Genomic DNA, 21192 nt, shown 5'->3' with positions numbered 1-21192 from the left:
CAGGAATGAGAAAGGGCTTACCGGTTGGTAGGCCCTTTGTTTATGAGCAAGCGGAAATCAGCAGCTCACTTATCGACTGATCTTCAACCCCTGCCGAACGTGGTGCTTTTCCAGCGCCAGCTCGATCAATCGCGTCACCAGTTCGCTGTAGGTCATGCCGGTGGCCTGCCACAGTTTCGGGTACATGCTGATGCGGGTGAAGCCGGGCAGCGAATTGATTTCGTTGATCAGCACTTCGCCGCTGTCGGTCAGGAACACATCGACGCGGGCCAGTCCGGCGCAACCCAGCACCTGAAATGCCTCGACGGCCAGGGCGCGAATGCGCTCGCTGGCCTCGACGCTGATATTGGCCGGCACCACCACTTCAGCGGCTGTGTCGTCGATGTATTTGCTGTCGTAGGAATAGAACCCGCTGCGTACCACGATCTCGCCGCAGCCACTGGCGACGGCCTCTTCATTGCCGAGCACCGCGCATTCGATCTCGCGGCCGCTGACGGCAGATTCGATCAACACCTTGGTATCGAAACTCAAGGCCAGTTCCACCGCCGAGGTGTATTCGGCCTCGTCGGTGACTTTGCTCACGCCCACGGAAGAGCCCTGATTCGCCGGTTTGACGAACAGCGGCAAACCGAGTCGGGACTGAACCTCGGCAAACCCGGTGCGCGCCGCCGTGGCGCGGGTCAATGTCACGAACGGCGTCACGGCCAGGCCAGCATCACGCAGCAGGCGCTTGCTGATGTCCTTGTCCATGCAGACAGCCGAACCGAGCACATCGGAGCCGACAAACGGCAGATCGGCCATGCGCAGCAAACCCTGCAGGCAACCGTCTTCACCGAGGGTGCCGTGGACAATCGGGAAGATCACATCGACGGGGCCGAGCAGCTCCTGGCTGGAAGTTTCCACCAGTTGCTGGCTGGCCTTGCCCGGCACCACTGCCAGTTCGCGATTGGACTGATTGAGGGCGATCAGCGCCGGATTTTCCTGATTCAGCAAAAAGTTGGAAGGGTCGTTGAGGTGCCAGTGGCCTTGTTTGTCGATGCCGATCAGCACCGGCTCGAAGCGTGAACGATCCAGCGCATCGACGATGTTTTTCGCCGACTGCAGCGACACTTCGTGCTCTGCCGAGCGCCCCCCGAAAATGATCCCCACGCGCAGCTTGCTCATGACCTGGCCTCATCCTGACAAAAAAAAAACGACCTTTAGAGAATGCGCCACACAGTGCAGCATTTGGTCTGGGTTTTCTAGCTGACAAGGCGCCTTCCGGTCAGAAGACAGAGAACCGCTGTCTGGGTTACCGTGTTGCGCATCAAGCTCAAGACAACAATCACCATGGCCAAGCGTCCGCCTCGCAATGACTGGTTCCTTCGTGCGCCCGATGTCGGCGGGCTTCAGCGTTTCGAAGCGTTTTTTGCCGGCCATGGCTACGATCTTCACCGCCATGACACCTATGCCATCGGCCACACCCTGGCCGGGGTGCAGAGTTTTCAGTATCGCGGTGGCTGGCGTCACAGCCTGCCGGGCGCAACGATTGTGCTGCACCCGGACGAAGCCCACGATGGCGAGGCCGGTACCGAGTCCGGTTTCCAGTACCGGATGATGTACATCGAGCCGGCACTGATCCAGCAGATGCTCGGCGGGCAACCGCTGCCATTCATCAAGACCGGGCTGTCGAGCGATCCCCGCTTGTTCGCCGCCACGGGAGCGTTGTTGCGCAGCCTGGATTGTCCGCTCGACCCGCTGGAAGAACAGGATGCCTTATTCGACCTGGCGCAGGCCTTGAACGCGGTTTCCGGTGTGCCGGGCAAACGCTCGGGCTTCGATTACGTGGCCGCGCAACGTGCGCGGGAATACATCCACGGCGCCCTCGATCGTACCGTGACACTCGATGAACTGGCGCAGCATAGCGGTCGGGATCGCTGGAGCCTGTCCCGGGATTTTCGCCTGTTGTTCGGCACCAGCCCCTACCGTTACCTGACCATGCGGCGTCTGGACATGGTCCGTGCGCTACTGATTCAGGGTCAGACGCTGGTCAGTGCCGCGCTGATCGCAGGCTTCACCGACCAGAGCCACATGACTCGGCAATTCAGCAAAACCTACGGCCTGTCACCGGCCCGCTGGATGCACATGCAGCGCCGTTGAGCCACGCACAATCGTACAAGAAGCGCGCTGAGTCGCTGGCTATCGTGGGTTCACAAACAACCGCGAGAGCTGTTTCATGAACGCTTACGAAAGCCTGAACTTCGCTGAAAAAATCAATCGGATCGACTCACACTGGTCACCCCGGGTCATCGCCGAAATGAACGACTACCAGTTCAAGGTGGTAAAGCTGCTGGGGGACTTTATCTGGCACGACCACCTTGATACCGACGAAACCTTCATCGTTCTCGAAGGCCGGTTGCGCATCGATTTTCGCGATGGCCACGTGCTGGTGAACGCCGGGGAAATGTACGTGGTGCCCAAAGGCGTCGAGCACAAACCCTATGCCGGGCAGGAGGTAAAACTCCTGTTGATCGAACCCAAGGGCGTGCTCAACACCGGCAGCGAAGGTGGCGAGCGCACGGCCGAAAATGATGTGTGGATCTGAGCACCGGCCGACTTAGGCCTGCAAGGTCTTGCCGTCCACCGGCTCACCAATGGTCAGGAAGTGCCCGCCCGCCACATGGTGCAAGGTGCGCAAGGCATCTTGCCCTTCGAAGTGCCAGCGGCCTTCGCTGAACACGCGCTCGTCAGCCTGGGCGGCAATCACTTCGGCCAGGAACAGATCGTATTGCTGGTGGTTGTTCGGCTCTGGCAACAGGCGACATTCCAGCCAGGCCACGCAGCCTTCGAGCATCGGCGCATCGACCGATTCACCGGTGAAGGTCTGCAAGTCGTAGGTCGCAAACTTGTCGCGCCCCTGATCCTGGGTCAATTCCAGGCCGGAGGTCGAACCGACGGTCTGCACAATGTCGGCCTGGGCAGCGCAGGGAACGTTCAACACAAACGTGCCCGAGGCTTCCAGCAACTGGCGAGTCCAGGTGGACTTGTCCAGCACCACGGCAATTTTTGGTGGTTCAAAATCCAGCGGCATGGCCCAGGCTGCCGCCATGATATTGCGCTGGCCATCATGAGCGGCGCTGACCAGAACGGTCGGGCCATGATTGAGCAGACGATAAGCCTTGGACAAGGGAACCGGGCGGCGGTGGGAAACGCTCATGGAAGTCTGCTCCAGGGGAAAAGAGCCGATTGTAGCGCCTGTGGGAGCGGGCTTGCTCGCGAAGGCGTCAGTTCAGTCACAGTTGCGTTGAATGACACACCGCTTTCGTCGGAACGCCGCCCGGAGCAAGCCCGCTCCCACCAAGAGCTGATCGCAGGTCAGTTCGTGAGTTGATTGGCAAACTGCCCCACCGCATTGACCACTTTCTGCGCGCCGTCCTGGATCTCGACAATCACCGTACCCGCTTCCGCCGCCAGTGCCAGGCCCTGCTCGGCCTGAAGCTTGCCGTCGGCCATCAGCGCCACGGCGTTGCGCGCCATGTCCTGGTTCTGCCGCACTACGAGGACGATTTCGTCGGTGGCCTGGCTGGTGCGCGAAGCCAGTTGCCGGACTTCATCCGCCACCACGGCGAACCCCCGACCCTGCTCGCCCGCACGCGCCGCTTCGATGGCCGCGTTGAGCGCCAGCAGGTTGGTCTGCTCGGCAATGCCGCTGATGGTTTTGACGATGGTACCGATCACCAGCGACTGCTCGTTCAGGGCTTCGATACCATCGCCGGCGGTTTGCATATGTTTGGCCAGGTCACGCATCACGTCCACGGCCTGGGTCACCACGGCGTTACCGCGCTGGGCGCTTTGGTCGGTTTGCTGCGAGGTGCCGTAGGCAATGTTGGCGGCCTCGGCAACGGCTTGTTCCTGATTGACCTGATCGGTAATCACCGTGGCGAACTTCACCACCTTGTAGAGATTATTGTTGGCATCGGTCACCGGGTTGTAGGACGCCTCCAGCCAGACCGTCCGACCATGGTTGTCGACACGTTTGAAACGGTCGGCCACGTACTCGCCGGTGTTCAGGCGGCGCCAGAAGTTCTGGTACTCGGCACTGTTGTATTCCTCCGGCAGACAGAAGGTACGGTGATGCTTGCCCTTGATCTGCGCCAGGCTGTAGCCCATTCCGTTGAGGAAGCGGTCGTTGGCGGTCAGCACGTTGCCGTTGAGGTCGAATTCGATCACCGCCGTGGAGCGAACCAGCGCTCCGATCAGGTTCTCGTGTTCGCGAGAGGCCTCGATGGTGCGGGTCAGGTCGCTGGAGAAGATCGAAAATTGCTTGATCCGCCCATCCGCCGAGCGCACCGGTTGCAGGATTGAGCGCAACCAAGCTTCCTGACCCGTGCCGCGTAACAGGCGCACCGCACCGGCGAAGTGCTCGCCACGGGTCAGCGCGTTCTTGAAACGCTGCTGGAATTCGTCGGATTTGACGTGATCCGGGACGAAGTCGTCGATGTGTCGGCCAATCAGGTCAGCGCTCTTGTAATGCATTTCGCCAAGGAAGTTCTGATTGACCGACTGAACCCGTCCATCGCTGTCGAGGGTCAGCACCAGCATCTCGCTTTCCAGACTGTCCTTCACTTGCTGGAGGCTGGAGAGTTCTTCACGAAGAGCCGACAGCTCCTGCTTCAAGCGTTTATTGAACATGGGAAAGCACCGATGGACTGGGGTAGAAAGCGATATGCAGCCTAACCATCGGCCTTGGAAACATTTTCTTAAGCGTGCTTCAGGCTTGTCCTACAAAAAATATTTCCAAGCCGCACAATCAATGCGCGCCCGCGGCAGAACAGCCTGCGATTCTCGGCATCCGCGCACCGAAATACGCCGCACTGCCCACGCCCACGGCCCCCATCACTGCACTGAACATCACACAGATCCATGGACTCCACGGCATCAGGCCAATCAACAACAGTGGCGTGACACTTGCCCACGCCGCGTAGGCAATATTGTAGGTGAACGAGATGCCCGAGACGCGAATCCGCGCCGGGAACAGGCTGACCATCACCGATGGCACCGCGCCGACCACCCCGCAGGCCAGCCCCGCCACGGCGTAGGCCAGACCGATCCAGTCGCCGCCCATGATCAGGCAGGCATACAGCGTACCGATGCCCAGCGGCAGCAGCAGGCTATAGAGCATCACCGTGCGCCAGGCACCGATGCGGTCGACCAGCAGCCCCGCGAGCACGCAGCCGATGTTCAAGAACACGATGCCCAGTGCGCTCAAGGCGAAGGTATGGCTGGCGGTCATGCCAAAGGTCTTCTGCATCATGGTCGGGGTGATGACCACGAACACCACCACCGCCGAGGTCAGCACACAGGTGAGAATCATCGCCGGCAAAATGGCCAGGCGATGCTCGCGCAAGACCGTGCGTAGCGGCAGTTCGGCGGCTGCCTCGCGTTGCGCCTGCATGGCCGTGAACACCGGGGTTTCACTGAGCCAGCGACGCAGCCAGACGCCAATCACGCCAAACACGCCGCCCAGCAGAAACGGGTAACGCCAGGCGTAATCGAGAATTTCCGCCGCAGTGAATGCCTGCGCCAGGAAGGTTGCGGTCAATGCACCGATCAAATAGCCGAAGGTCAGCCCCGCCTGCAGGAAACCCAGGGCATAGCCGCGATGGGCGACGGGCGCGTGCTCGGCGACGAATACCCAGGCACTTGGCACTTCACCACCCACCGCCGCGCCCTGGAGGATGCGCAGGGCCAACAGCAGCAACGGTGCGAAATATCCGATTTGTGCGTAAGTCGGCATGATCCCGATCAGCAGGCACGGCAACGCCATCATCAGGATGCTCAGGCTGAAGACTTTCTTGCGCCCCAAACGGTCGGCGAAGTGCGCCATCAGGATGCCGCCCAACGGTCGCGCCAGGTAACCGGTGACGAAGATCCCGAAGCTTTGCAGCAGGCGCAGCCACTCGGGCATTTCCGGCGGGAAGAACAACTGGCTGAGGGTCAGGGCGAAAAACACGAAAATGATGAAGTCGTAGATTTCCAGCGCCCCGCCGAGGGCGGCTAGCCCCAGGGTCTTGTAGTCCGAGCGGCTGAACGGCGCCGGGCGCGAATCGGTGTTGGCAGTCATGAAAAGAACTCTGGCACAGGCAAAAACCAAGGCGCCCATGGTCTACGCAAACGCGCTGGCGGACAACCCGTTAGACCAAAGTCCCATAGCCACAAAACAGCCCCGCAAAAATCCTCGGGTTGAATTAATGTTGGCGTCTGTCCAGACGGGCGGTTACTGCCCCGAAGACCACAAAAAACATAAAAATCCGAGGTACTCCCGTGGCCGCTGATATCGAAGATAGCCGCTCCGCCCGCTTTGCCCTGCGCTGCTCAAGTTTTGCCGAACGCTGGTTTCCTGACTCCTGGGTGTTTGCTGCCCTGGCAGTGATAATCGTGGCCCTGGCCACCATGGCAATGGGAGCCAAACCCACCGACGCTGCCATGGCGTTCGGTGACGGATTCTGGAGCCTGATTCCATTCACCATGCAGATGGCCTTCGTGGTGATCGGCGGTTATGTGGTCGCCAGTTCGCCACCGGCAGTGAAACTGATCGACCGTCTGGCGAAAATCCCGAAAAACGGCCGTTCTGCCGTCGCCTGGGTCGCCCTGATTTCCATGGTCGCGTCATTGCTGAACTGGGGCTTGTCCCTGGTGTTCGGCGGATTGCTGGTGCGCGCCCTGGCCCGTCGCACCGATTTGAAAATGGACTACCGCGCCGCCGGTGCCGCCGCGTACCTGGGCCTGGGTGCCGTATGGGCATTGGGCCTATCGTCATCCGCGGCGCAACTTCAGGCCAACCCGGCCAGCTTGCCGCCATCGATTCTGTCGATCACCGGGGTGATCCCGTTCACTCAGACAATTTTCCTCTGGCAGTCCGGTGTCATGTTGCTGGCATTGATCGTGATTTCCCTGATCATCGCCTACGCCACGGCCCCCGGCCCGAATTCGGCGCGTGACGCCAAGGCCTGCGGCGTCGACCCGAGTTTCAACCTGCCGCCGCTGCAACCACGCACCCGCCCCGGCGAATGGCTGGAATACAGCCCGCTGCTGATGATCCTGCTGGTGCTGCTGGCCGGTGGCTGGCTGTTCCACGAGTTCTCGACCAAACCGGCCATCAGCGCGATTTCCGGGCTGAACACCTACAACTTCCTGTTCATCATGCTGGGCGCCCTGTTGCACTGGCGTCCGCGCAGCTTTCTGGACGCCGTGTCCCGCGCGGTGCCGACCACCACTGGCGTGTTGATCCAGTTCCCGCTGTACGGTTCGATCGCCGCGTTGATGACCACGGTCAAAGGCGCCGATGCGCAGACCCTGGCGCACCACATCTCGACCTTTTTCGTCAGCATTGCCTCCCATGACACCTATGCCTTGCTGATGGGCGTGTACTCGGCGATCCTCGGTTTCTTCATTCCGTCCGGTGGCGGCAAGTGGATCATTGAAGCGCCATACGTCATGCAGGTGGCCAATGACCTGAACTATCACCTGGGTTGGGCCGTACAGATCTACAACGCCGCCGAAGCCTTGCCGAACCTGATCAACCCGTTCTACATGCTACCGTTGCTCGGTGTGCTGGGGCTGAAGGCGCGGGACCTGATCGGCTTCTCCTTCGTGCAGTTGCTGGTGCACACGCCGCTGGTGCTGCTGCTACTCTGGGTGTTGGGGACGACGCTGGCCTATACGCCGCCGGTGATGCCATAGCCTGAATTTACAACCTACGGAAATACATGTGGGAGCGGGCTTGCTCACGAAGGCGGTGTGTCAATCAACGTGGAGGTCGATTGATCCAATGCATTCGCGAGCAAGCCCGCTCCCACATTTGAAAGGTGCCACCAGCGGTTTCAGTACGTAGTACCCCGCTACCGGGAACCCACGCTGACAAGGATCTGAGCATGTTGAAACTCGCAGGACTCACCCTCGCGGCCCTCACCCTGAGTGCCGCTGCCCACGCCGATGTCGCCCTGAAACTGGGTAGTACCGAACGCGTTACCCGTCTCTTCGCCTATCCCAACAACTGCAACGTGATCTGCTTTCGCAACTGGACGCTTGAACAAACCGTCGAGCATTACCTGACCCAAAGCGTGGAGCGTGATGGCTATAGCGGGGCGAAGGTACTGGTCAAGACCGATAACAATCAGCTCCACGCAGAAATCAGTGGCGTACCCAACGGCTATGAAAAGCCCCTGGCCGCGCTGCTCGACGCCGGTGATCTGGCCTACAACGGTGCCAGCAAACTGAATGCCGATGGCAAGTGGGCATATAGCTGGTACCTGTTCCTGCCATTAGGCATGGCCCTGGAAAACCGCAAAAGCGTCGAACTGCTGCACTTCCCGCCAGACTATTCGCTGACCCAGGCCCAGGATTACCTGAGGTCCGCCACCACGGATCGCTGGGCCACGCTGCTGACCGCAAACGGCATCCCGGCCGGGCAGACACCGGGCTACCAGACGATCATCGATATCGCCCCGATTGCCGCGCCGTCCAACGCTGGCAAAGACCTCGAAGGTGTCTACAGCTACTTCAAGGATTACCAGACCACCATGGTCAAGGAAGTCAGCCTGAACGCCAGCGGCGCAGCACTGCCGATGGTCGCCTTCGGCGCACCCGTGCGTAACTGGATCAAAGAGCAATACGGGCCGACGGTGAACGTGTTGGGCCTGGTCCAAATCAACCCGGAAAATGGCGTGAAAGTACCCGTATTGGGCTCCAACCACCCGAGTTACATCTGGTATGCCGCCGATCCGGCAAACTATACCGGCAGTGATGCCCAAGCCAAGGCCGATGCGGCAGGCCTGAAAGTCATGGGCCAGGATTTGAGTGCTGCGTGCTGGCAGGCCGCCATGGGCCGCCAGCCGGACAGCAATCCAGACGTCGAGCTCAATACCTGCACGCAAACCTGGCAAGTGGCCCGGAAAGAAAAAACCTGCGAGCTGTTCTACACCTCGATCCGCAACCTGACGCCCCAACAGGCCGCGGGCAAATGCGCGACAGCTTCGATCGTGTCCCAGCTCAAACAGCTCAAGGCCCCAGCGCCAGCCACTGCAAAACCTGCTCCGCCGTTGTAACCCGATGAGCGGCGGTCAATCTGTCATTTATGACAGTAGACCGCCCGTAGTATCTGCGAGAGGCTTGGGCTGAACCCATGTGCTGCAGCGCTGACAGGACCGTCGGCGCAAGGAAGTCGCAGCACCGAGCAGACAAGGATCGTTATGAAAGCCAATGCATTGCGCAAGTCTCTCGCGCCGCCACCCGCGGGTGTTTATCCCTTCGCGGAGCTCCCCCTTCACCTCGGATTTCCGTCTCTGGACGATTTTGAAATCCTCACCAACGACAAAGGCACGGCAAAGGCCGCCGTGGCGCTACGCGAATTCCCCCGTATCAGCCGAATCTGCCGGGTATCGGGGCATTTGCTGCCCTATCGCTGCCGGCATACACGGCAACTGGCGCCTGGTGTGCATGTCTACGACCCACGTTTCTGTGGGCTGCTGCGACACTCCTGCGACCCGAATGTCTTTCTGGACATGAGTGAACTGTGGCTGTGGGCGTTGAAAGACCTGCAAAAGGGCGATTGGCTGTCGATGGACTACGCCGCCACTGAAGACAAACTGCTGCGCCAGTTTGCCTGTCGCTGCGGTTCGTATAACTGTCGGGGCTGGATCACCGGTTACGATGAGTCGCCAAACGCCGACGGCCAGCGGTTTCTACAACGCTGGCGTCGGCAAAGCCACGATTGACGGACTTTATTGCGAGTCGACCGGCCGCAGGCGGTATTGCGGCGGCAATTGCTCGAATCCGCTGATGGTGGTGTTCAGGCTTTTCCAGCGACCGTCCTTGATGCCGTAGATGCAACCGTGGACCGACAGGCTCTGCCCGCGGTGCCAGGCATTTTGCACAATGCTGGTATGAGCGACGTTGGCCACTTGCTGAATCACGTTGAGTTCGCAGAGGCGGTCGACCTGCTCCTCTTCGGTGGCCAGTTTGGCCAGCTCTTCGCGCTTCTCGTAGTAGAGGTCTCGAATCGAACGCAGCCAGCCGTCGATCAAACCGAACTGGCGATCCTGCATCGCGGCGCGCACACCCCCGCAGCCATAATGACCGGTGACGAGAATGTGTTTGACCTTGAGCACATCGACTGCGTACTGAATCACCGACAGGCAGTTCAGGTCGGTGTGCAGCACGACGTTGGCCACATTACGGTGGACGAACAAATCGCCCGGCAACATGCCGACGATCTCGTTGGCCGGCACCCGGGCGTCGGAACAACCGATCCACAGGAACTCCGGTGTCTGTTGGCGGGCCAGCTTGGCGAAGAAGTCAGGATCTTCCTCCTTGATCGCAGCGGCCCAACGCTCGTTGTTATCAATCAGATCTTGTAATTCGTTCATGCAATGAAGCCTCGAGAATGATGCGCTGCTTTGACAGACGACCGCCCGTCGGGGTCACGCGCGAAAATGCAGATGCTCTCCTGATCCGGAACACGGGGCTCCATGCCGGTGGAATTCTCGGTCGCCACGTGGGTCAACCGTAGTAGGGCCTACAGTATGAGGAATTGCCATGAATGATTCACGACGTCCGTACGATGCGGTGCAACCGGAACCCATCGATGACGACGAAGACCGCATGGGCTCGGTGCATGAGCTGGATTTCGATGCCGAAGAACCCGGCGCCAGAATCGGTGACGAACTGCCGGAAAAAGAGCGCGAGCAGCTGATGCCACGCCAGCGCATACGTGAAGCGGGCCTGACCGGTGCCTCGACCGATGACCATCAACCTACCGACGATGACCTGAGCCCGGAAACCCTGATCCGTGAAGACGGCGCCCGGGATGCCCATGAGGCGGGCAATGATAGTCGTGCGGATTGGGACCTGAGCATCGTCGACGAGGACGAAATTGGCGGTGGCAATGGCCTGGATGAGGCGGAACTGGCGCTGCGCGATCCGATGGACGGCAAGCGATAGTTTTTTAGTGCCTGTTCAGCCGCCTTCGCGAGCAAGCCCGCTCCCACAGGGGGAATGCATTCCAAATGTGGGAGCGGGCTTGCTCGCGAAGCTTTTAAGCTCAATCCACCAAAGTACAGGCCATGACCACCGCATCTTCGCGCCCGCCCACCGCCGGGTAGTAATCCCGACGCCGGCCGATCTCGTTGAAACCGTAGCGCTCATACAGCTTGAACGCCGCAGTATTGCTGTCGCGCACTTCCAGGAAACACTCCCGGGCGTCGGCCTTGTAGGCAATCGACATCAAATGCTCAAGCAATGTCAGCCCCAGGCCACGGCCCTGGTTTTCCGGCTTGACCGTAATATTCAGCAGGTGCGCCTCGTCGAGGATGATCTGCACCACACCGTGGCCTACCTGTTGCTGACCTTCGAACATCAGCCAGATCTGATACTTGCCCAGGCCATCGAGAAAAATCCCGCGGGTCCAGGGGTGGCTGTAGGCCGCGTATTCGATTTTCAGTACGGCTTCCAGGTCCGCCTCGGTCATCGGGCGAAACGATACAGCGTCACTCATTCGATTCTTTCCAGCGCGCCATCAGCCGACGCATGGCTTGCCAGACATCAGCCTTACGCTGTGGCTCTTCCATTAATAATTCCAGGCCCGGCACCGCCCAGGCCGAGCCCAGCCCTTCGATCTGCAACTCGCGATTGAACGCCCCGGCATCCGCTTCGCCGGCAAATCGCACGGCGGGCAAGCCGATCAGCCACAAGCAGGCGCAGGGCGTTTCTTCCATCCGCACCGAGAGAAAACCTTGCACGAAGTCGCGAGCCGCTTCCGGGCCTTGATCCATCGTGCCACGCACCAGCAACGGCCAGCGTACCGGTTCGCCGACGATCTGCGGGCTGTCCGGCAGACCGGCGGCGCGCAGCATGTCTTTAAGCAGCAGGTAAGCAGGATCGCGAGTCTGGAAGGGTTCGCCTGTGGGTAACTCCACCAGTAGCAGGCAACGCCCGGCCCGCAGCAATTGCAGGGCGAAACGCGGGGGCGGCACGATCGGCGCCTTGACCGCGACGGGCGCCTCTTCGGCCTCTTCCACCGGTTTGGCACCGGTGCGCGTGCTCGCCAGCGACGGCCGCGGCACCTCGATCTTCACCCGCTCGGCCGGTTTGATCGCCGGTGCCACGGGCGTCTCAGTCACGACAGCGGGCACGACAGGCGCGACCACAACCGGCTCGGGCATCTCCAGCAGCTCGGGCCGGGAAGGCGCAGCAAAGGGCAATTCGGTGCGCGGCAGCCAGTTGACCACCTGCATGGCGGCCAGATAAGCGCGACGACGGGACTCGATAAGCAAAGGTCGGCCACTTGTGGATAACTAAAGTGCGCTGATTCTACCGCCGTTCGCTCAAGATCGCCCGCAGTTGATCGATAGACTTCACCGATAGTCTTTCCACCTGTGAAAAATGGCGACAGCCCGTCCCGAGAGTGAATCGCATTGCCCCCGATGCAGTACAATCGCGGCTTTTAATCGCCAACCAGCCGGCCATTCCGATGATCGAACCCAAGCGCGTCTTGCGCGCCCTCGCTGAACACTGGGCACTTCTGGAGCCACTGTGCGAGCACTTCGACCAAGGCACACTGAGCCTGAACGAACTGCGCACGCAACTGGCCGCCCAGCAACTGGACAGCACGCCGCAGGACATTACCAGCCTGCTGGATGTGTGGATTCGCCTCGACATCCTGGTTCCCGTGGCCAAAAGCCCGAACCGTTTCGAGCTCAATGCGCAGATTCACGACTTCCTCGCCTATCTGCGCCGTGAACATCGTCTGGGCCTGTGCCTGGAGATCGAAGCCTACCTGCGCCACCTCGAGCGCCTGGCCGGCTACATCCAGGACGCCTTCGAGATCCGCGATGGCAACGATCTGGCGCGACAGTTGCGTTTGCTCGACATGCGCGTACGTGACGTACTGAAAAAACTCGACAACGACGAACAGGCACTGGTGGCCGTCGCCGAACGGGCGAAAACCAGCGACCGGCAGATTCCGTTGCGCCAGCGTTACGCGGAAGTACTGGCGACCTGGGACGAATACGTCGAGCCGATGATTGATCTGGTGAACGCCGACGGCGCCTTCGAACAAGGCGTGCGCAAGGTCGAAACCGTCCTGCTGAAGATGCTCTCCGAGCAGCAACGCCTCGGCCACCTGGTTGACGACGACATGCTGCTGCGCACTCATGCGCGCATCCTCGAAATGCAGACCAGCGCCCAGTTGACCTTACGTCATGCCCGCGAGCTGCTGTTACCACTGCGTGAAGAAGCCCGCCGGCACAACGCCGTGACCCGTGGTGCGGCGCTGGCCCTGTCGATGATCCGCCGCAAGGGCATCGACGCCGTGCCGCAGGCGGCGATGCCGATGTTCACCCGCCCGCAAAGCACCTTCCTCGGCAGCGCCAGCCAGGTCGAAGCCTATGTTTACGCCCTGGCGCGTTTCGAACCGAAACCGGCGCGTTTCCCCAAGGCCCACAAAACGCAAAAAGGCGAAGCCCCACGGGCGCCACGCACGGTTCGGGAAATGCTCGAACGCTGCGAGGACGCCCTGCCGATGCCGGACCTGATGACCTGGCTGCTGGAGCAGGAACCGGACGGCGCCACCGACGAATTGCTCTACTGGTTTTCGCGCCTGTCGCGGGAAAAACGCTTCAAGCGCGAGCGTCTGGAACGTCGCGAATACCATACTCACGAGCACCAGGTCAGCCTGCGCTCCTTCGCCCTGCTCTCGGTCAGCGATACCGCCGAGGATTCTGCGAGCACTCCCTATGCATCTTGATCTTTCCGAACTGTCCCAACTGGCACCGATCTTTCGCGAGCTGTTCAAGGGTTACCACGTCAGCCGCCGCGACCCGGAACTGTACGCACAATTGTCGAACTTCCAGGACCAGTACCGCACGTTATTCAAGGCCCTGGGTTTTGAACTGGTCTGTGACACCCGCGGTTTCTACTACTTCGTGCCGGACCTCGCGGCAGCGGCGGTGAACAAGACCGCCCAGCGTCTGGCGCTGTTCACCTTCATCCTCGTCGAACACCTGGCCGATCAGGGCCGCGACCCGATCGCCGTGCTCGACGGCGGCAGCCTGGGGCGCGATGAGTTGCCGTCGCTGCTGGAAAAATACCGCGACCTGTTCATCCAGGCCGAAGTGCAGACCCAGGACGAGCTGGAAGAAAAGATCATGCGCCGTATGACCCAGCTCGGTTTCGCCAGCGAAGAAAACGGCATCTACCGCTTCCTGCCGCCGATGCACCGTTTCCTCGACGTCTGCCTGTCGGTGCAGCAGGACCGCGATCTGGCCGCCAGCCTGCACAGCGTCCTGCCGTTGCCGGTACCGGTGCTGATCGACGAAGACAGCGACGAAAAACTGCTGCAGACCGACGATCCGCTCGACCTCGCTGAGTTTGCGGATGAGAGCGAAGAAGACGCCCTGGCCCGCGCCATTGCCGAAGAACAGGAGCTCGACGCATGAGCAAGGAACGTTACGGCATTCGCCGCTTTGCCCTTTTGAACACCGCCGGCTACAGCCTCGGCCTGTTCCCGCTGGAAGAGCCGCTGTCGGTGTACGGCGCGAACAACCTCGGTAAATCCGCCTCGATCAACGCCTTGCAGTTCCCGATCCTGGCACGCATGTCGGACATGAGCTTCGGCAAGTACAGCCTGGAACAATCCCGGCGCTTCTACTTCGCCTCAGACACCAGCTACATCCTGGTCGAAGTCAACCTGCCCCACGGTCCCCACGTGATCGGTGTGGTCGGGCGCGGCCCGGGCGGCGGTTTCGGTCACCAGTTCTTTGCCTATGCCGGCAAACTGGACCTGGCCCACTATCAGAAAAACGACACCTGCCTGCGCCAGAAAGAACTGTTCACCAACCTTGAACGCGAAGGCCTGAAAGCCTACGAACTCAAGCCGGACGAACTACGCCGTTTGCTGGTCGGTGGCCACACCTCGATTCCGCTGGACTTGACGCTGATCCCACTGCGCTCCACCAGCGAACAAAGCCTGAAGACCTTCCGCGCACTGTTCATCAACCTGCTGCACATGCGCGAAATCACTGCGGCCAAGCTCAAGCAGTTATTCCTTGATGCGTTCGAACACAGCCTGCGTTCCGGCAGCGTCGACTACATCGCCGCGTGCGAAGAAGCGTTCCGCGATGTGCGACGCATGGAACAGGACTACAACTCGCTGGTCGCCGCCGGGCCACTGGTCGAAGCCCTGGCCAACGGCGTGAAGCAACGCGACGTCCTGCGCGGCAAACTGCACCGGATCTCGCCGTTGCTCGATTCGCTGCTGGGCACCTGGTCGGACTACGCCAGTGCGCGCAAGGAAGAGCTGACCATTCAGGCCGAGCACTACCGCAATGAGCAGGATGCCCTGCAAAACGACCAGCGCGGCGGCACTCAGGAACTGATGCGCCTGGAGCGGGAAATCACTGGCATCCAGCGCTGGCTCGGCGAACTGTCGGTGCTCAAGCATCGCTTTGCCCTGATCGATGACGTCAAGGTGCTGGAGCAGCAACTGCTCGCGGCCAAGGATGCCCACGACGAACTCGCCGGTGCGTTGGCGCAATCCCGCCAGTTCAGCGCCGAGGACCTGGAAGAGCGTCTGCGCGACCTGGAAAAACGCCTGAAGTCGGTCAAGCAGCAACTCGACCACGCAGACAACAACAGCTACGCCCGCCTGCGCGAAGAATTCTCGCAGCAAGACGTCGAACGCCTGATGCGCCTGTTCAACAGCGCACTGTTCAGCCTGCCGCTGGGCGAACACGGCATCACCCTTGACGACGATGGCGAGTGGGTCAAATCCGTAGAGCTGATCCTCGACGGATTCAAAGGCGAACGTTTCGAAGTGCCGGGCCTGTCGATCGACATTTCGCACATCGAACCACCGGCCTTGCAGGCCCTGGCTGACCGCGCGGCCCTGCGCGACCAGAAAGAACGCCTGGAGAAAGAACTCAAGCAACTGAAAACCCAGCAAGCCGTGGCTGCCGACCGCGCCGCGAGCAAGACCCAGACCGAAGCCCTGTACCAGCAAGTGCTGGATGCGCAGAAAGCCCTGGAAGATTTCCGCCGCGCGCAAACCCTGAGCGCCGAGGAAGGCGACAAGCTGGAACAGCTTGGACAACTGGAGGCGGCCCAGGACGAATTGAAGCGTTCCAGCGATGCCTTCACCGAGCGCGTCCAGCAACTGTCGGCCAAGCTGCAACTGGTTGGCCGGCAGATCGGCGACATGGAAGCCAAGCAACGCACCCTCGACGACGCCCTGCGCCGCCGCCAATTGTTGCCGGCAGACCTGCCGTTCGGCACGCCATTCATGGACCCGGTCGACGACTCCATGGACAACCTGCTGCCGCTGCTCAATGACTATCAGGACAGTTGGCAAGGCCTGTTGCGGGCCGATGGCCAGATCGAAGCGCTGTACGCTCAGGTGCGCCTCAAAGGCGTGGCCAAGTTCGACAGCGAAGACGATATGGAGCGTCGCCTGCAACTGTTGATCAACGCCTATGCACACCGCACCGACGAAGCCCTGACCCTGGGCAAGGCTCGCCGTGCCGCCGTGACGGACATCGCCCGGACCCTGCGCAACATCCGCAGCGATTACGACAGCCTCGAACACCAACTTGCGCTGTTCAACCGCGAGATCAACAAACGCCAGGTCTCCAACCTGCAAAGCTTCCGCATCGTGCTCGCGCCGAACAAGGAAGCGCTCAAGCACATTGACCAGATCATCCACAGCGCCGGTCAGTACGAGGAAGGCGAAACCCTGTCGGTGTTCGACCTCAGCCAAAGTGCCGAGCAGGACAACAAGAACGAAGAAGCCAAGGAATACCTGGCGCGACTGGTGGCGGCCAACCACAACCAGCTCGGCCTCAAGGACTTGTTCGAACTGGCGTTCGAGATCACCAAGGTCAATGGTCAGCCGGTGATTCACACCGACATCGACGGCGCCGCCTCCAACGGCACCACCATGACCATCAAGGCACTGACCAACATGTATTTGTTGCTGCACTTGATGGACCGTGACCAGGCCGGTCGCGTACGCCTACCGTACTACCTCGACGAGGCGGCGGACATCGATGAGAAGAACCAGGCCGCCTTGCTGGAAACCAGCCTGCAACTGGGCTTCGTACCGATTCTGGCGAGCGTGAAGCCGCAGGTCTGCGCCAGTGTCGCCATCGACCTGGAAGGCGGCAGCGGCCCGGCCGGCATCTACATCGACGAGGCGGACTGGAAGTACATCCGTCGTCACGACCAGGTCAAGGCAACGGTCAACGAACAAGCGGATGAACCGGAGCTGGACGCGGTCTGAGGCTTGAATCGAAGGCAGTAAAAAGGCCGCGATCCAATGGATCGCGGCCTTTTTTATGGGCGCTGAATCAGATTTTCAGTGAGTTCAAGGGCCTCTTCGCGAGCAAGCCCGCTCCCACATTTGATCGTATTTCTTCAGGAACAACCCAGCCCCTGTGGGAGCGGGCTTGCCCGCGAAGGCGCCATCAGAGACGCCAGAAAACTACTTACCGAGGGAAATCTTCGGCGCCCAGCCCAGCCATTCCTCTTCAAATTTGTCGAACAGTGCGAACGTCTGCTCCGGTCGCGCCGGGCTACCCATGCGCTCGCCATCCGGCGTGGCGAAGGCGACACCGCCCTGAATCATCGTTTCCAGGGATTCAGTTCGCACCGTTGCGCCTTTGAACAGGCCGACATCGAAGTCGAAACCGCTGGTGTTCCAGAACCGCGTACCGCTGCGTACCAGTGGCGCGTATTTCGGCTCGATCAGAATATGGATCAACACACGGTCAGCGGTCTCTCCCAGTTCATAACCAGTCACCTTGCCCACTGCTATTTCGCGATACGTCACCGGCACGCCGGCCTTCAGCGAACCTCGACGAGCGGCGCTCAGCACCAGACTCAGTCCCGCTTCCTGCTTGGCCGTTTCCGGCACAGTGGTCAAAGCGACAAAGTTCTTCTGCGGTCCCAGATTCTTCGGCGCCGGTTGCACCTCGATGTATTGCCCGGTTACCAGGGTTTCGAGGTTGGACGTCTTGATCAGGCCCAGTTCAGGCTTGACCACCCAGAACTGACTACCGACCCGGGCGATGCGCTCCGGCACTTCGGTAATCCGCGCGGTCAGCAGCACCGATTGCAGATCCTCGCTGAGATCAACGCCTTCCACCTTGCCGACATCCAGACCTTTGAAACGAATCGGAGTGCCGGTACGCAAGCCATCTGCGCGATCCAGCTTGATCGTGATGACCTCGCCTTTCTGCGTGGCCTCTTCATGGTTGGCGAACAAACGGAAACGTGGCACACGCTTTTGCAACGGGGCTTTGTCTCGCGGGGTCTCGAAGGCAATGCCGCCGGCCATCAAGCTCTGCAACGATTCACTTTTAACCTGGACCCCACCGGTCAGCCCGCCCGTGAGGGTGATGCCGCTGGCGTTCCAGAAGCGCGTCGAGGCGTTGACCAGGCCTTCGTACTCCTTCTCGATGTGCACACCAATGATCAATTGTTTTTTGGTGCGTGAGAACTGATAGCTCTGCACGGAGCCGACTTTAACTTGCTTGTAGAGAACCGGGCTGCCGACTTCCAGCGAGCCGAGATTTTCCGTGAACAACACCAAATGCAGGCCGGGCGCACGCAGATCCAGCGGCGGCGCCTTGGCTCGCGCCACAAACTCCCGTTGTGGTGCCGACCCCTTGTCGCCTGGTCGCACAGCGATGTAGTTGCCTTTGACCAACGCCTCAAGGCCGGTAATCCCCGCCAGGGAAATCGACGGTTTGACCACCCAGAACTGTGTGCCCTCGACCAGGTAATCCTCGGCCAACGGGTCCATCGTCAACTCGGCAGTGGCCCCGGACAGGTCAGGATCGACCTTCAGCGCCTTGAGATTGCCGACCTGAATGCCTTTATACATCACCGGCGTACGACCGGCCTGCAAGCCTTCAAAGTCGCTGAGCTTGACCTTCACCCGGATACCGGCTGCCGCCGCATCGAAGTCTTCATAGAGTCTGAACGGCAGGCTTGGGTCGGTCGGCGGGCTGTCCTTGCGGTTTTCAGGCGTAGCGAACGCAATACCACCGGCGACGATGCTGGCCAGGGACTCGCTGCGCACTTTCACGCCGGACAGGTTGGCGTCGATGCTAATGCCACTGGCATTCCAGAAACGTGTGTGTTTACGCACGAGTTTGGCGTAAGTCGGCTCAATGAAGACCTTGAGCTCGACGGTGCTCTGGTCCTCCGACAGCACGTAGCTCTTGATCTGGCCCACCTTGATCTGTTTGTAGAACACCGGGCTGCCGCGGTTCAACGAACCCAGGCGATCGGCCTTGATGGTCAGGTGCAGACCCGGCTGGGCATCGGAGAGCGGTGGCTCCTGAACCAGGGCCTTGAACTTGCGAACCGGTTCACCCTCACCCGGACTGATCGCAACGTAGTTGCCCGAAACCAGCGTCTCGAGGCCAGTAATACCAGCCAGAGTCACGCTCGGCTTGACCAGCCAGAAACGCGTGCTGGTTCGCAGGTATTGCTCCACATCCTTGTTCATTTCGATGCTGGCGATCACACCTTTGGAACTGCCCTCGTCATCGAGCTTGAGGCTTTTGACTTTGCCGACCGGCATGCCTTTATAGACAACTTCGGTCTTGTTGGCCTGAATGCCTTCGCCACTCTCAAAACGCACCTGAATCTCGATACCGGTCTCGTTATAGGCACGCCAGCCAAGCCAGCCACCGATGATCAAGGCGATCAGGGGCAATACCCAGATGGCAGACCAGTTCGAGGCCGGTCGGGTTTTAGCTACAGGCAAATCAGTCATGGTCGTCGTCCGACTCCGTGTTATCCCAAATCAGTCGGGGATCGAAAGTTACTGCGGCAAGCATCGTCAGAATCACCACAGTGGCGAAAGCGATGGCGCCAAGATTGGCTTCGATGCTGGCAAGCCGCCCAAAACTCACAACCGCCACGAGAATGGCGATCACAAAGATATCCAGCATCGACCAGCGGCCGATGAATTCAATGAAACGGTACATCCAGATACGCTGGCGAGCCGAAAGGGGCTGACGGCGCTGCACGGAAAACAGCAGCAGTGCGATACCCACCAGCTTGAACGTGGGCACCACGATACTGGCGATAAACACCACGGCCGCAATGGGGAACATTCCGTAGTGCATCAACTCGATCACACCGGCCATGATCGTGCTGGGCGCGCCTTTGCCCAGGGAGTTCACGGTCATGATCGGCAACAAATTGGCCGGTATGTAAAGAATGGCAGCGGTAATCAGCAATGCCCAGGTGCGCACCAGGCTATTCGGGCTGCGGGCATGCACCAGCGCTCCGCAGCGCGTACAGACTTGCTCATCGGTATCAGCTTCCTGCCTGTTCAATTCATGACATTCCTTGCAAATCAGAATGCCTGCATCAATCGCCCGCATGGGCATCCTCTCCTGATAACGCTTGCCAGATCTGGTGAGGCGACATCACGACCTCCAGCCAGACTTGAATCAGCAACAAACCAATGAAGCACGCCAGGCCGAGGCCTACGGTGATTGCTGCCATATCTGCCAGTTTGACGATCGCCACCAGCACGCCCATGAAGTAAACCTCGAGCATCCCCCATTCGCGTATGTGGTGATAAATGCGATAGAGCAACAAGCCGTAGCTGCGTCCGACATCAAAACGGATACTCAACAATACGGCCAATTGGCACAGTAGCTTGAGCAGCGGGATCCCCATGCTGCACAGGAACACGACCACTGAAACGCTTTGCATCCCTGTGTCAAAAAGGGCGACAACACCGCTCCAGACAGTGTCCTGCGAAGATTGTCCGAGCAAATTGAGTTGCATGATGGGTAAAAAGTTCGCCGGAATAAACAACAACAGGGCGGCGATAACCAAAGCGAGACTACGCTGTACGACGTTGTAGCGATGGGCATAAAGCTCGTAGCCACAGCGCGGGCACAGGGCTTTTTCGCCATGGGCGAGTTCTGGTTTGCGCATCAGCAGGTCGCACTCATGACAGGCAACCAGGTCTTCTAGCGGTAATTCTGACAGCCCTTGGGCGTCAACCGGATCCGGCATAAAGGCTCTGACTCTGAAGAAGTTGGGCCTATTCTAGTGCCATGGGCTGAAAATAACTGTGCAAAATGTGCAACGGTCAGCGCTGTTTTTTTACGCGCAAAAACAAAACCCCAA

Annotated in this window: 18 protein-coding genes and 2 pseudogenes; 9 read left to right on the top strand and 11 right to left on the bottom strand. The window is 60.1% G+C overall.

What is annotated here, in order from left to right; translation table 11 throughout:
- Positions 1-69: 69 nt before the first annotated feature.
- A complete protein-coding gene (gene ddlA, locus PMI28_RS26690) occupies positions 70-1164 on the bottom strand; it encodes a D-alanine--D-alanine ligase (RefSeq protein ID WP_007981813.1) in 1095 nt (364 codons plus the stop codon).
- A gap of 165 nt (positions 1165-1329) precedes the next feature.
- Here ddlA and PMI28_RS26695 point away from each other — a divergent pair, with 165 nt between their 5' ends.
- Positions 1330-2139 carry an AraC family transcriptional regulator gene (locus PMI28_RS26695; protein ID WP_007981812.1) on the top strand — a complete coding sequence of 270 codons (810 nt, stop codon included), beginning with the start codon at positions 1330-1332 and terminating at the stop codon, positions 2137-2139.
- 76 nt (positions 2140-2215) lie between these two features.
- The gene (locus tag PMI28_RS26700) at positions 2216-2584 is read left to right on the top strand and encodes a cupin domain-containing protein (protein WP_007981811.1); all 369 of its coding nucleotides are present in this window, start codon (positions 2216-2218) and stop codon (positions 2582-2584) included.
- A gap of 12 nt (positions 2585-2596) precedes the next feature.
- Here PMI28_RS26700 and PMI28_RS26705 read toward each other — a convergent pair whose 3' ends face one another.
- From PMI28_RS26705 to PMI28_RS26715, 4 genes and pseudogenes are all read right to left on the bottom strand, one after another.
- Entirely contained in the window at positions 2597-3196 is a 600-nt protein-coding gene (locus PMI28_RS26705; RefSeq protein WP_007981809.1) for a flavin reductase family protein, read from the bottom strand.
- A 158-nt stretch (positions 3197-3354) separates the two neighbouring features.
- A pseudogene (locus tag PMI28_RS31525) lies at positions 3355-3789 on the bottom strand (methyl-accepting chemotaxis protein); the annotation flags it as partial.
- Positions 3790-3942: 153 nt separating this feature from the next.
- Positions 3943-4581 (bottom strand): annotated as a pseudogene (locus tag PMI28_RS31520) (PAS domain-containing protein); the annotation flags it as partial.
- 208 nt (positions 4582-4789) lie between these two features.
- A complete protein-coding gene (locus PMI28_RS26715) occupies positions 4790-6103 on the bottom strand; it encodes an MFS transporter (protein ID WP_007981806.1) in 1314 nt (437 codons plus the stop codon).
- A gap of 200 nt (positions 6104-6303) precedes the next feature.
- On the opposite strand from PMI28_RS26715, the gene PMI28_RS26720 reads away from it, so the two are divergent.
- From PMI28_RS26720 to PMI28_RS26730, 3 genes are all read left to right on the top strand, one after another.
- Positions 6304-7722 (top strand): short-chain fatty acid transporter, encoded by a 1419-nt coding sequence (locus PMI28_RS26720; RefSeq protein ID WP_007981803.1) that lies wholly within the window; start codon positions 6304-6306, stop codon positions 7720-7722.
- Positions 7723-7913: 191 nt separating this feature from the next.
- The gene (locus PMI28_RS26725; protein ID WP_007981801.1) at positions 7914-9086 is read left to right on the top strand and encodes a hypothetical protein; all 1173 of its coding nucleotides are present in this window, start codon (positions 7914-7916) and stop codon (positions 9084-9086) included.
- A 144-nt stretch (positions 9087-9230) separates the two neighbouring features.
- Complete coding sequence (locus tag PMI28_RS26730) at positions 9231-9755, top strand: hypothetical protein (protein WP_007981799.1); 525 nt, start codon at positions 9231-9233, stop codon at positions 9753-9755.
- 6 nt (positions 9756-9761) lie between these two features.
- Here PMI28_RS26730 and can read toward each other — a convergent pair whose 3' ends face one another.
- Complete coding sequence (gene can / locus PMI28_RS26735) at positions 9762-10406, bottom strand: carbonate dehydratase (RefSeq protein ID WP_007981797.1); 645 nt, start codon at positions 10404-10406, stop codon at positions 9762-9764.
- A 169-nt stretch (positions 10407-10575) separates the two neighbouring features.
- On the opposite strand from can, the gene PMI28_RS26740 reads away from it, so the two are divergent.
- Entirely contained in the window at positions 10576-10980 is a 405-nt protein-coding gene (locus PMI28_RS26740) for a hypothetical protein (RefSeq protein ID WP_007981796.1), read from the top strand.
- 100 nt (positions 10981-11080) lie between these two features.
- Here PMI28_RS26740 and rimI read toward each other — a convergent pair whose 3' ends face one another.
- The gene (rimI, locus tag PMI28_RS26745; protein ID WP_007981794.1) at positions 11081-11533 is read right to left on the bottom strand and encodes a ribosomal protein S18-alanine N-acetyltransferase; all 453 of its coding nucleotides are present in this window, start codon (positions 11531-11533) and stop codon (positions 11081-11083) included.
- Positions 11526-12272, bottom strand: a complete 747-nt coding sequence (locus PMI28_RS26750; RefSeq protein ID WP_007981792.1) for a hypothetical protein — start codon at positions 12270-12272, stop codon at positions 11526-11528. The genes rimI and PMI28_RS26750 overlap by 8 nt, the downstream gene beginning before the upstream one ends.
- A gap of 236 nt (positions 12273-12508) precedes the next feature.
- Between PMI28_RS26750 and mksB the strand changes: the two genes are divergently transcribed.
- Genes mksB through mksF form a run of 3 tightly spaced genes read left to right on the top strand, consistent with a single transcriptional unit; the run spans position 12509 to position 17311 of the window.
- A complete protein-coding gene (gene mksB, locus PMI28_RS26755; protein ID WP_007981790.1) occupies positions 12509-13783 on the top strand; it encodes an Mks condensin complex protein MksB in 1275 nt (424 codons plus the stop codon).
- Positions 13773-14474, top strand: a complete 702-nt coding sequence (gene mksE, locus PMI28_RS26760) for an Mks condensin complex protein MksE (protein ID WP_007981789.1) — start codon at positions 13773-13775, stop codon at positions 14472-14474. Before mksB ends, mksE begins: the two co-directional genes overlap by 11 nt.
- Positions 14471-17311, top strand: a complete 2841-nt coding sequence (gene mksF / locus PMI28_RS26765) for an Mks condensin complex protein MksF (RefSeq protein WP_007981787.1) — start codon at positions 14471-14473, stop codon at positions 17309-17311. Before mksE ends, mksF begins: the two co-directional genes overlap by 4 nt.
- A gap of 201 nt (positions 17312-17512) precedes the next feature.
- Here mksF and PMI28_RS26770 read toward each other — a convergent pair whose 3' ends face one another.
- Genes PMI28_RS26770 through PMI28_RS26780 form a run of 3 tightly spaced genes read right to left on the bottom strand, consistent with a single transcriptional unit; the run spans position 17513 to position 21078 of the window.
- Positions 17513-19816, bottom strand: a complete 2304-nt coding sequence (locus PMI28_RS26770; RefSeq protein ID WP_007981785.1) for a PqiB family protein — start codon at positions 19814-19816, stop codon at positions 17513-17515.
- Positions 19809-20432, bottom strand: a complete 624-nt coding sequence (locus tag PMI28_RS26775; RefSeq protein ID WP_007981783.1) for a paraquat-inducible protein A — start codon at positions 20430-20432, stop codon at positions 19809-19811. The genes PMI28_RS26770 and PMI28_RS26775 overlap by 8 nt, the downstream gene beginning before the upstream one ends.
- A complete protein-coding gene (locus PMI28_RS26780) occupies positions 20419-21078 on the bottom strand; it encodes a paraquat-inducible protein A (RefSeq protein WP_007981781.1) in 660 nt (219 codons plus the stop codon). The genes PMI28_RS26775 and PMI28_RS26780 overlap by 14 nt, the downstream gene beginning before the upstream one ends.
- Positions 21079-21192 lie beyond the last annotated feature (114 nt).

Origin of the sequence: Pseudomonas sp. GM48 (assembly GCF_000282335.1) — a bacterium.
Taxonomy (GTDB): Bacteria; Pseudomonadota; Gammaproteobacteria; order Pseudomonadales; family Pseudomonadaceae; genus Aquipseudomonas.
The sequence above is the reverse complement of the archived record's forward strand: the minus strand, read 5'-3'. Positions and strand labels throughout refer to the sequence as shown.

Excerpts from the sequence above, each read along its gene's own strand:
- PMI28_RS26725 (WP_007981801.1), top strand. The coding sequence starts at position 7,914 with ATGTTGAAACTCGCAGGACTCACCCTCGCGGCCCTCACCCTGAGTGCC.
- PMI28_RS26715 (WP_007981806.1), bottom strand. The coding sequence starts at position 6,103 with ATGACTGCCAACACCGATTCGCGCCCGGCGCCGTTCAGCCGCTCGGAC.
- PMI28_RS26700 (WP_007981811.1), top strand. The coding sequence starts at position 2,216 with ATGAACGCTTACGAAAGCCTGAACTTCGCTGAAAAAATCAATCGGATC.
- PMI28_RS26750 (WP_007981792.1), bottom strand. The coding sequence starts at position 12,272 with ATGCAGGTGGTCAACTGGCTGCCGCGCACCGAATTGCCCTTTGCTGCG.
- PMI28_RS26780 (WP_007981781.1), bottom strand. The coding sequence starts at position 21,078 with ATGCCGGATCCGGTTGACGCCCAAGGGCTGTCAGAATTACCGCTAGAA.
- PMI28_RS26695 (WP_007981812.1), top strand. The coding sequence starts at position 1,330 with ATGGCCAAGCGTCCGCCTCGCAATGACTGGTTCCTTCGTGCGCCCGAT.
- ddlA (WP_007981813.1), bottom strand. The coding sequence starts at position 1,164 with ATGAGCAAGCTGCGCGTGGGGATCATTTTCGGGGGGCGCTCGGCAGAG.
- mksE (WP_007981789.1), top strand. The coding sequence starts at position 13,773 with ATGCATCTTGATCTTTCCGAACTGTCCCAACTGGCACCGATCTTTCGC.
- PMI28_RS26770 (WP_007981785.1), bottom strand. The coding sequence starts at position 19,816 with ATGACTGATTTGCCTGTAGCTAAAACCCGACCGGCCTCGAACTGGTCT.
- rimI (WP_007981794.1), bottom strand. The coding sequence starts at position 11,533 with ATGAGTGACGCTGTATCGTTTCGCCCGATGACCGAGGCGGACCTGGAA.
- mksF (WP_007981787.1), top strand. The coding sequence starts at position 14,471 with ATGAGCAAGGAACGTTACGGCATTCGCCGCTTTGCCCTTTTGAACACC.
- PMI28_RS26740 (WP_007981796.1), top strand. The coding sequence starts at position 10,576 with ATGAATGATTCACGACGTCCGTACGATGCGGTGCAACCGGAACCCATC.
- mksB (WP_007981790.1), top strand. The coding sequence starts at position 12,509 with ATGATCGAACCCAAGCGCGTCTTGCGCGCCCTCGCTGAACACTGGGCA.
- PMI28_RS26730 (WP_007981799.1), top strand. The coding sequence starts at position 9,231 with ATGAAAGCCAATGCATTGCGCAAGTCTCTCGCGCCGCCACCCGCGGGT.
- PMI28_RS26775 (WP_007981783.1), bottom strand. The coding sequence starts at position 20,432 with ATGCGGGCGATTGATGCAGGCATTCTGATTTGCAAGGAATGTCATGAA.
- PMI28_RS26705 (WP_007981809.1), bottom strand. The coding sequence starts at position 3,196 with ATGAGCGTTTCCCACCGCCGCCCGGTTCCCTTGTCCAAGGCTTATCGT.
- can (WP_007981797.1), bottom strand. The coding sequence starts at position 10,406 with ATGAACGAATTACAAGATCTGATTGATAACAACGAGCGTTGGGCCGCT.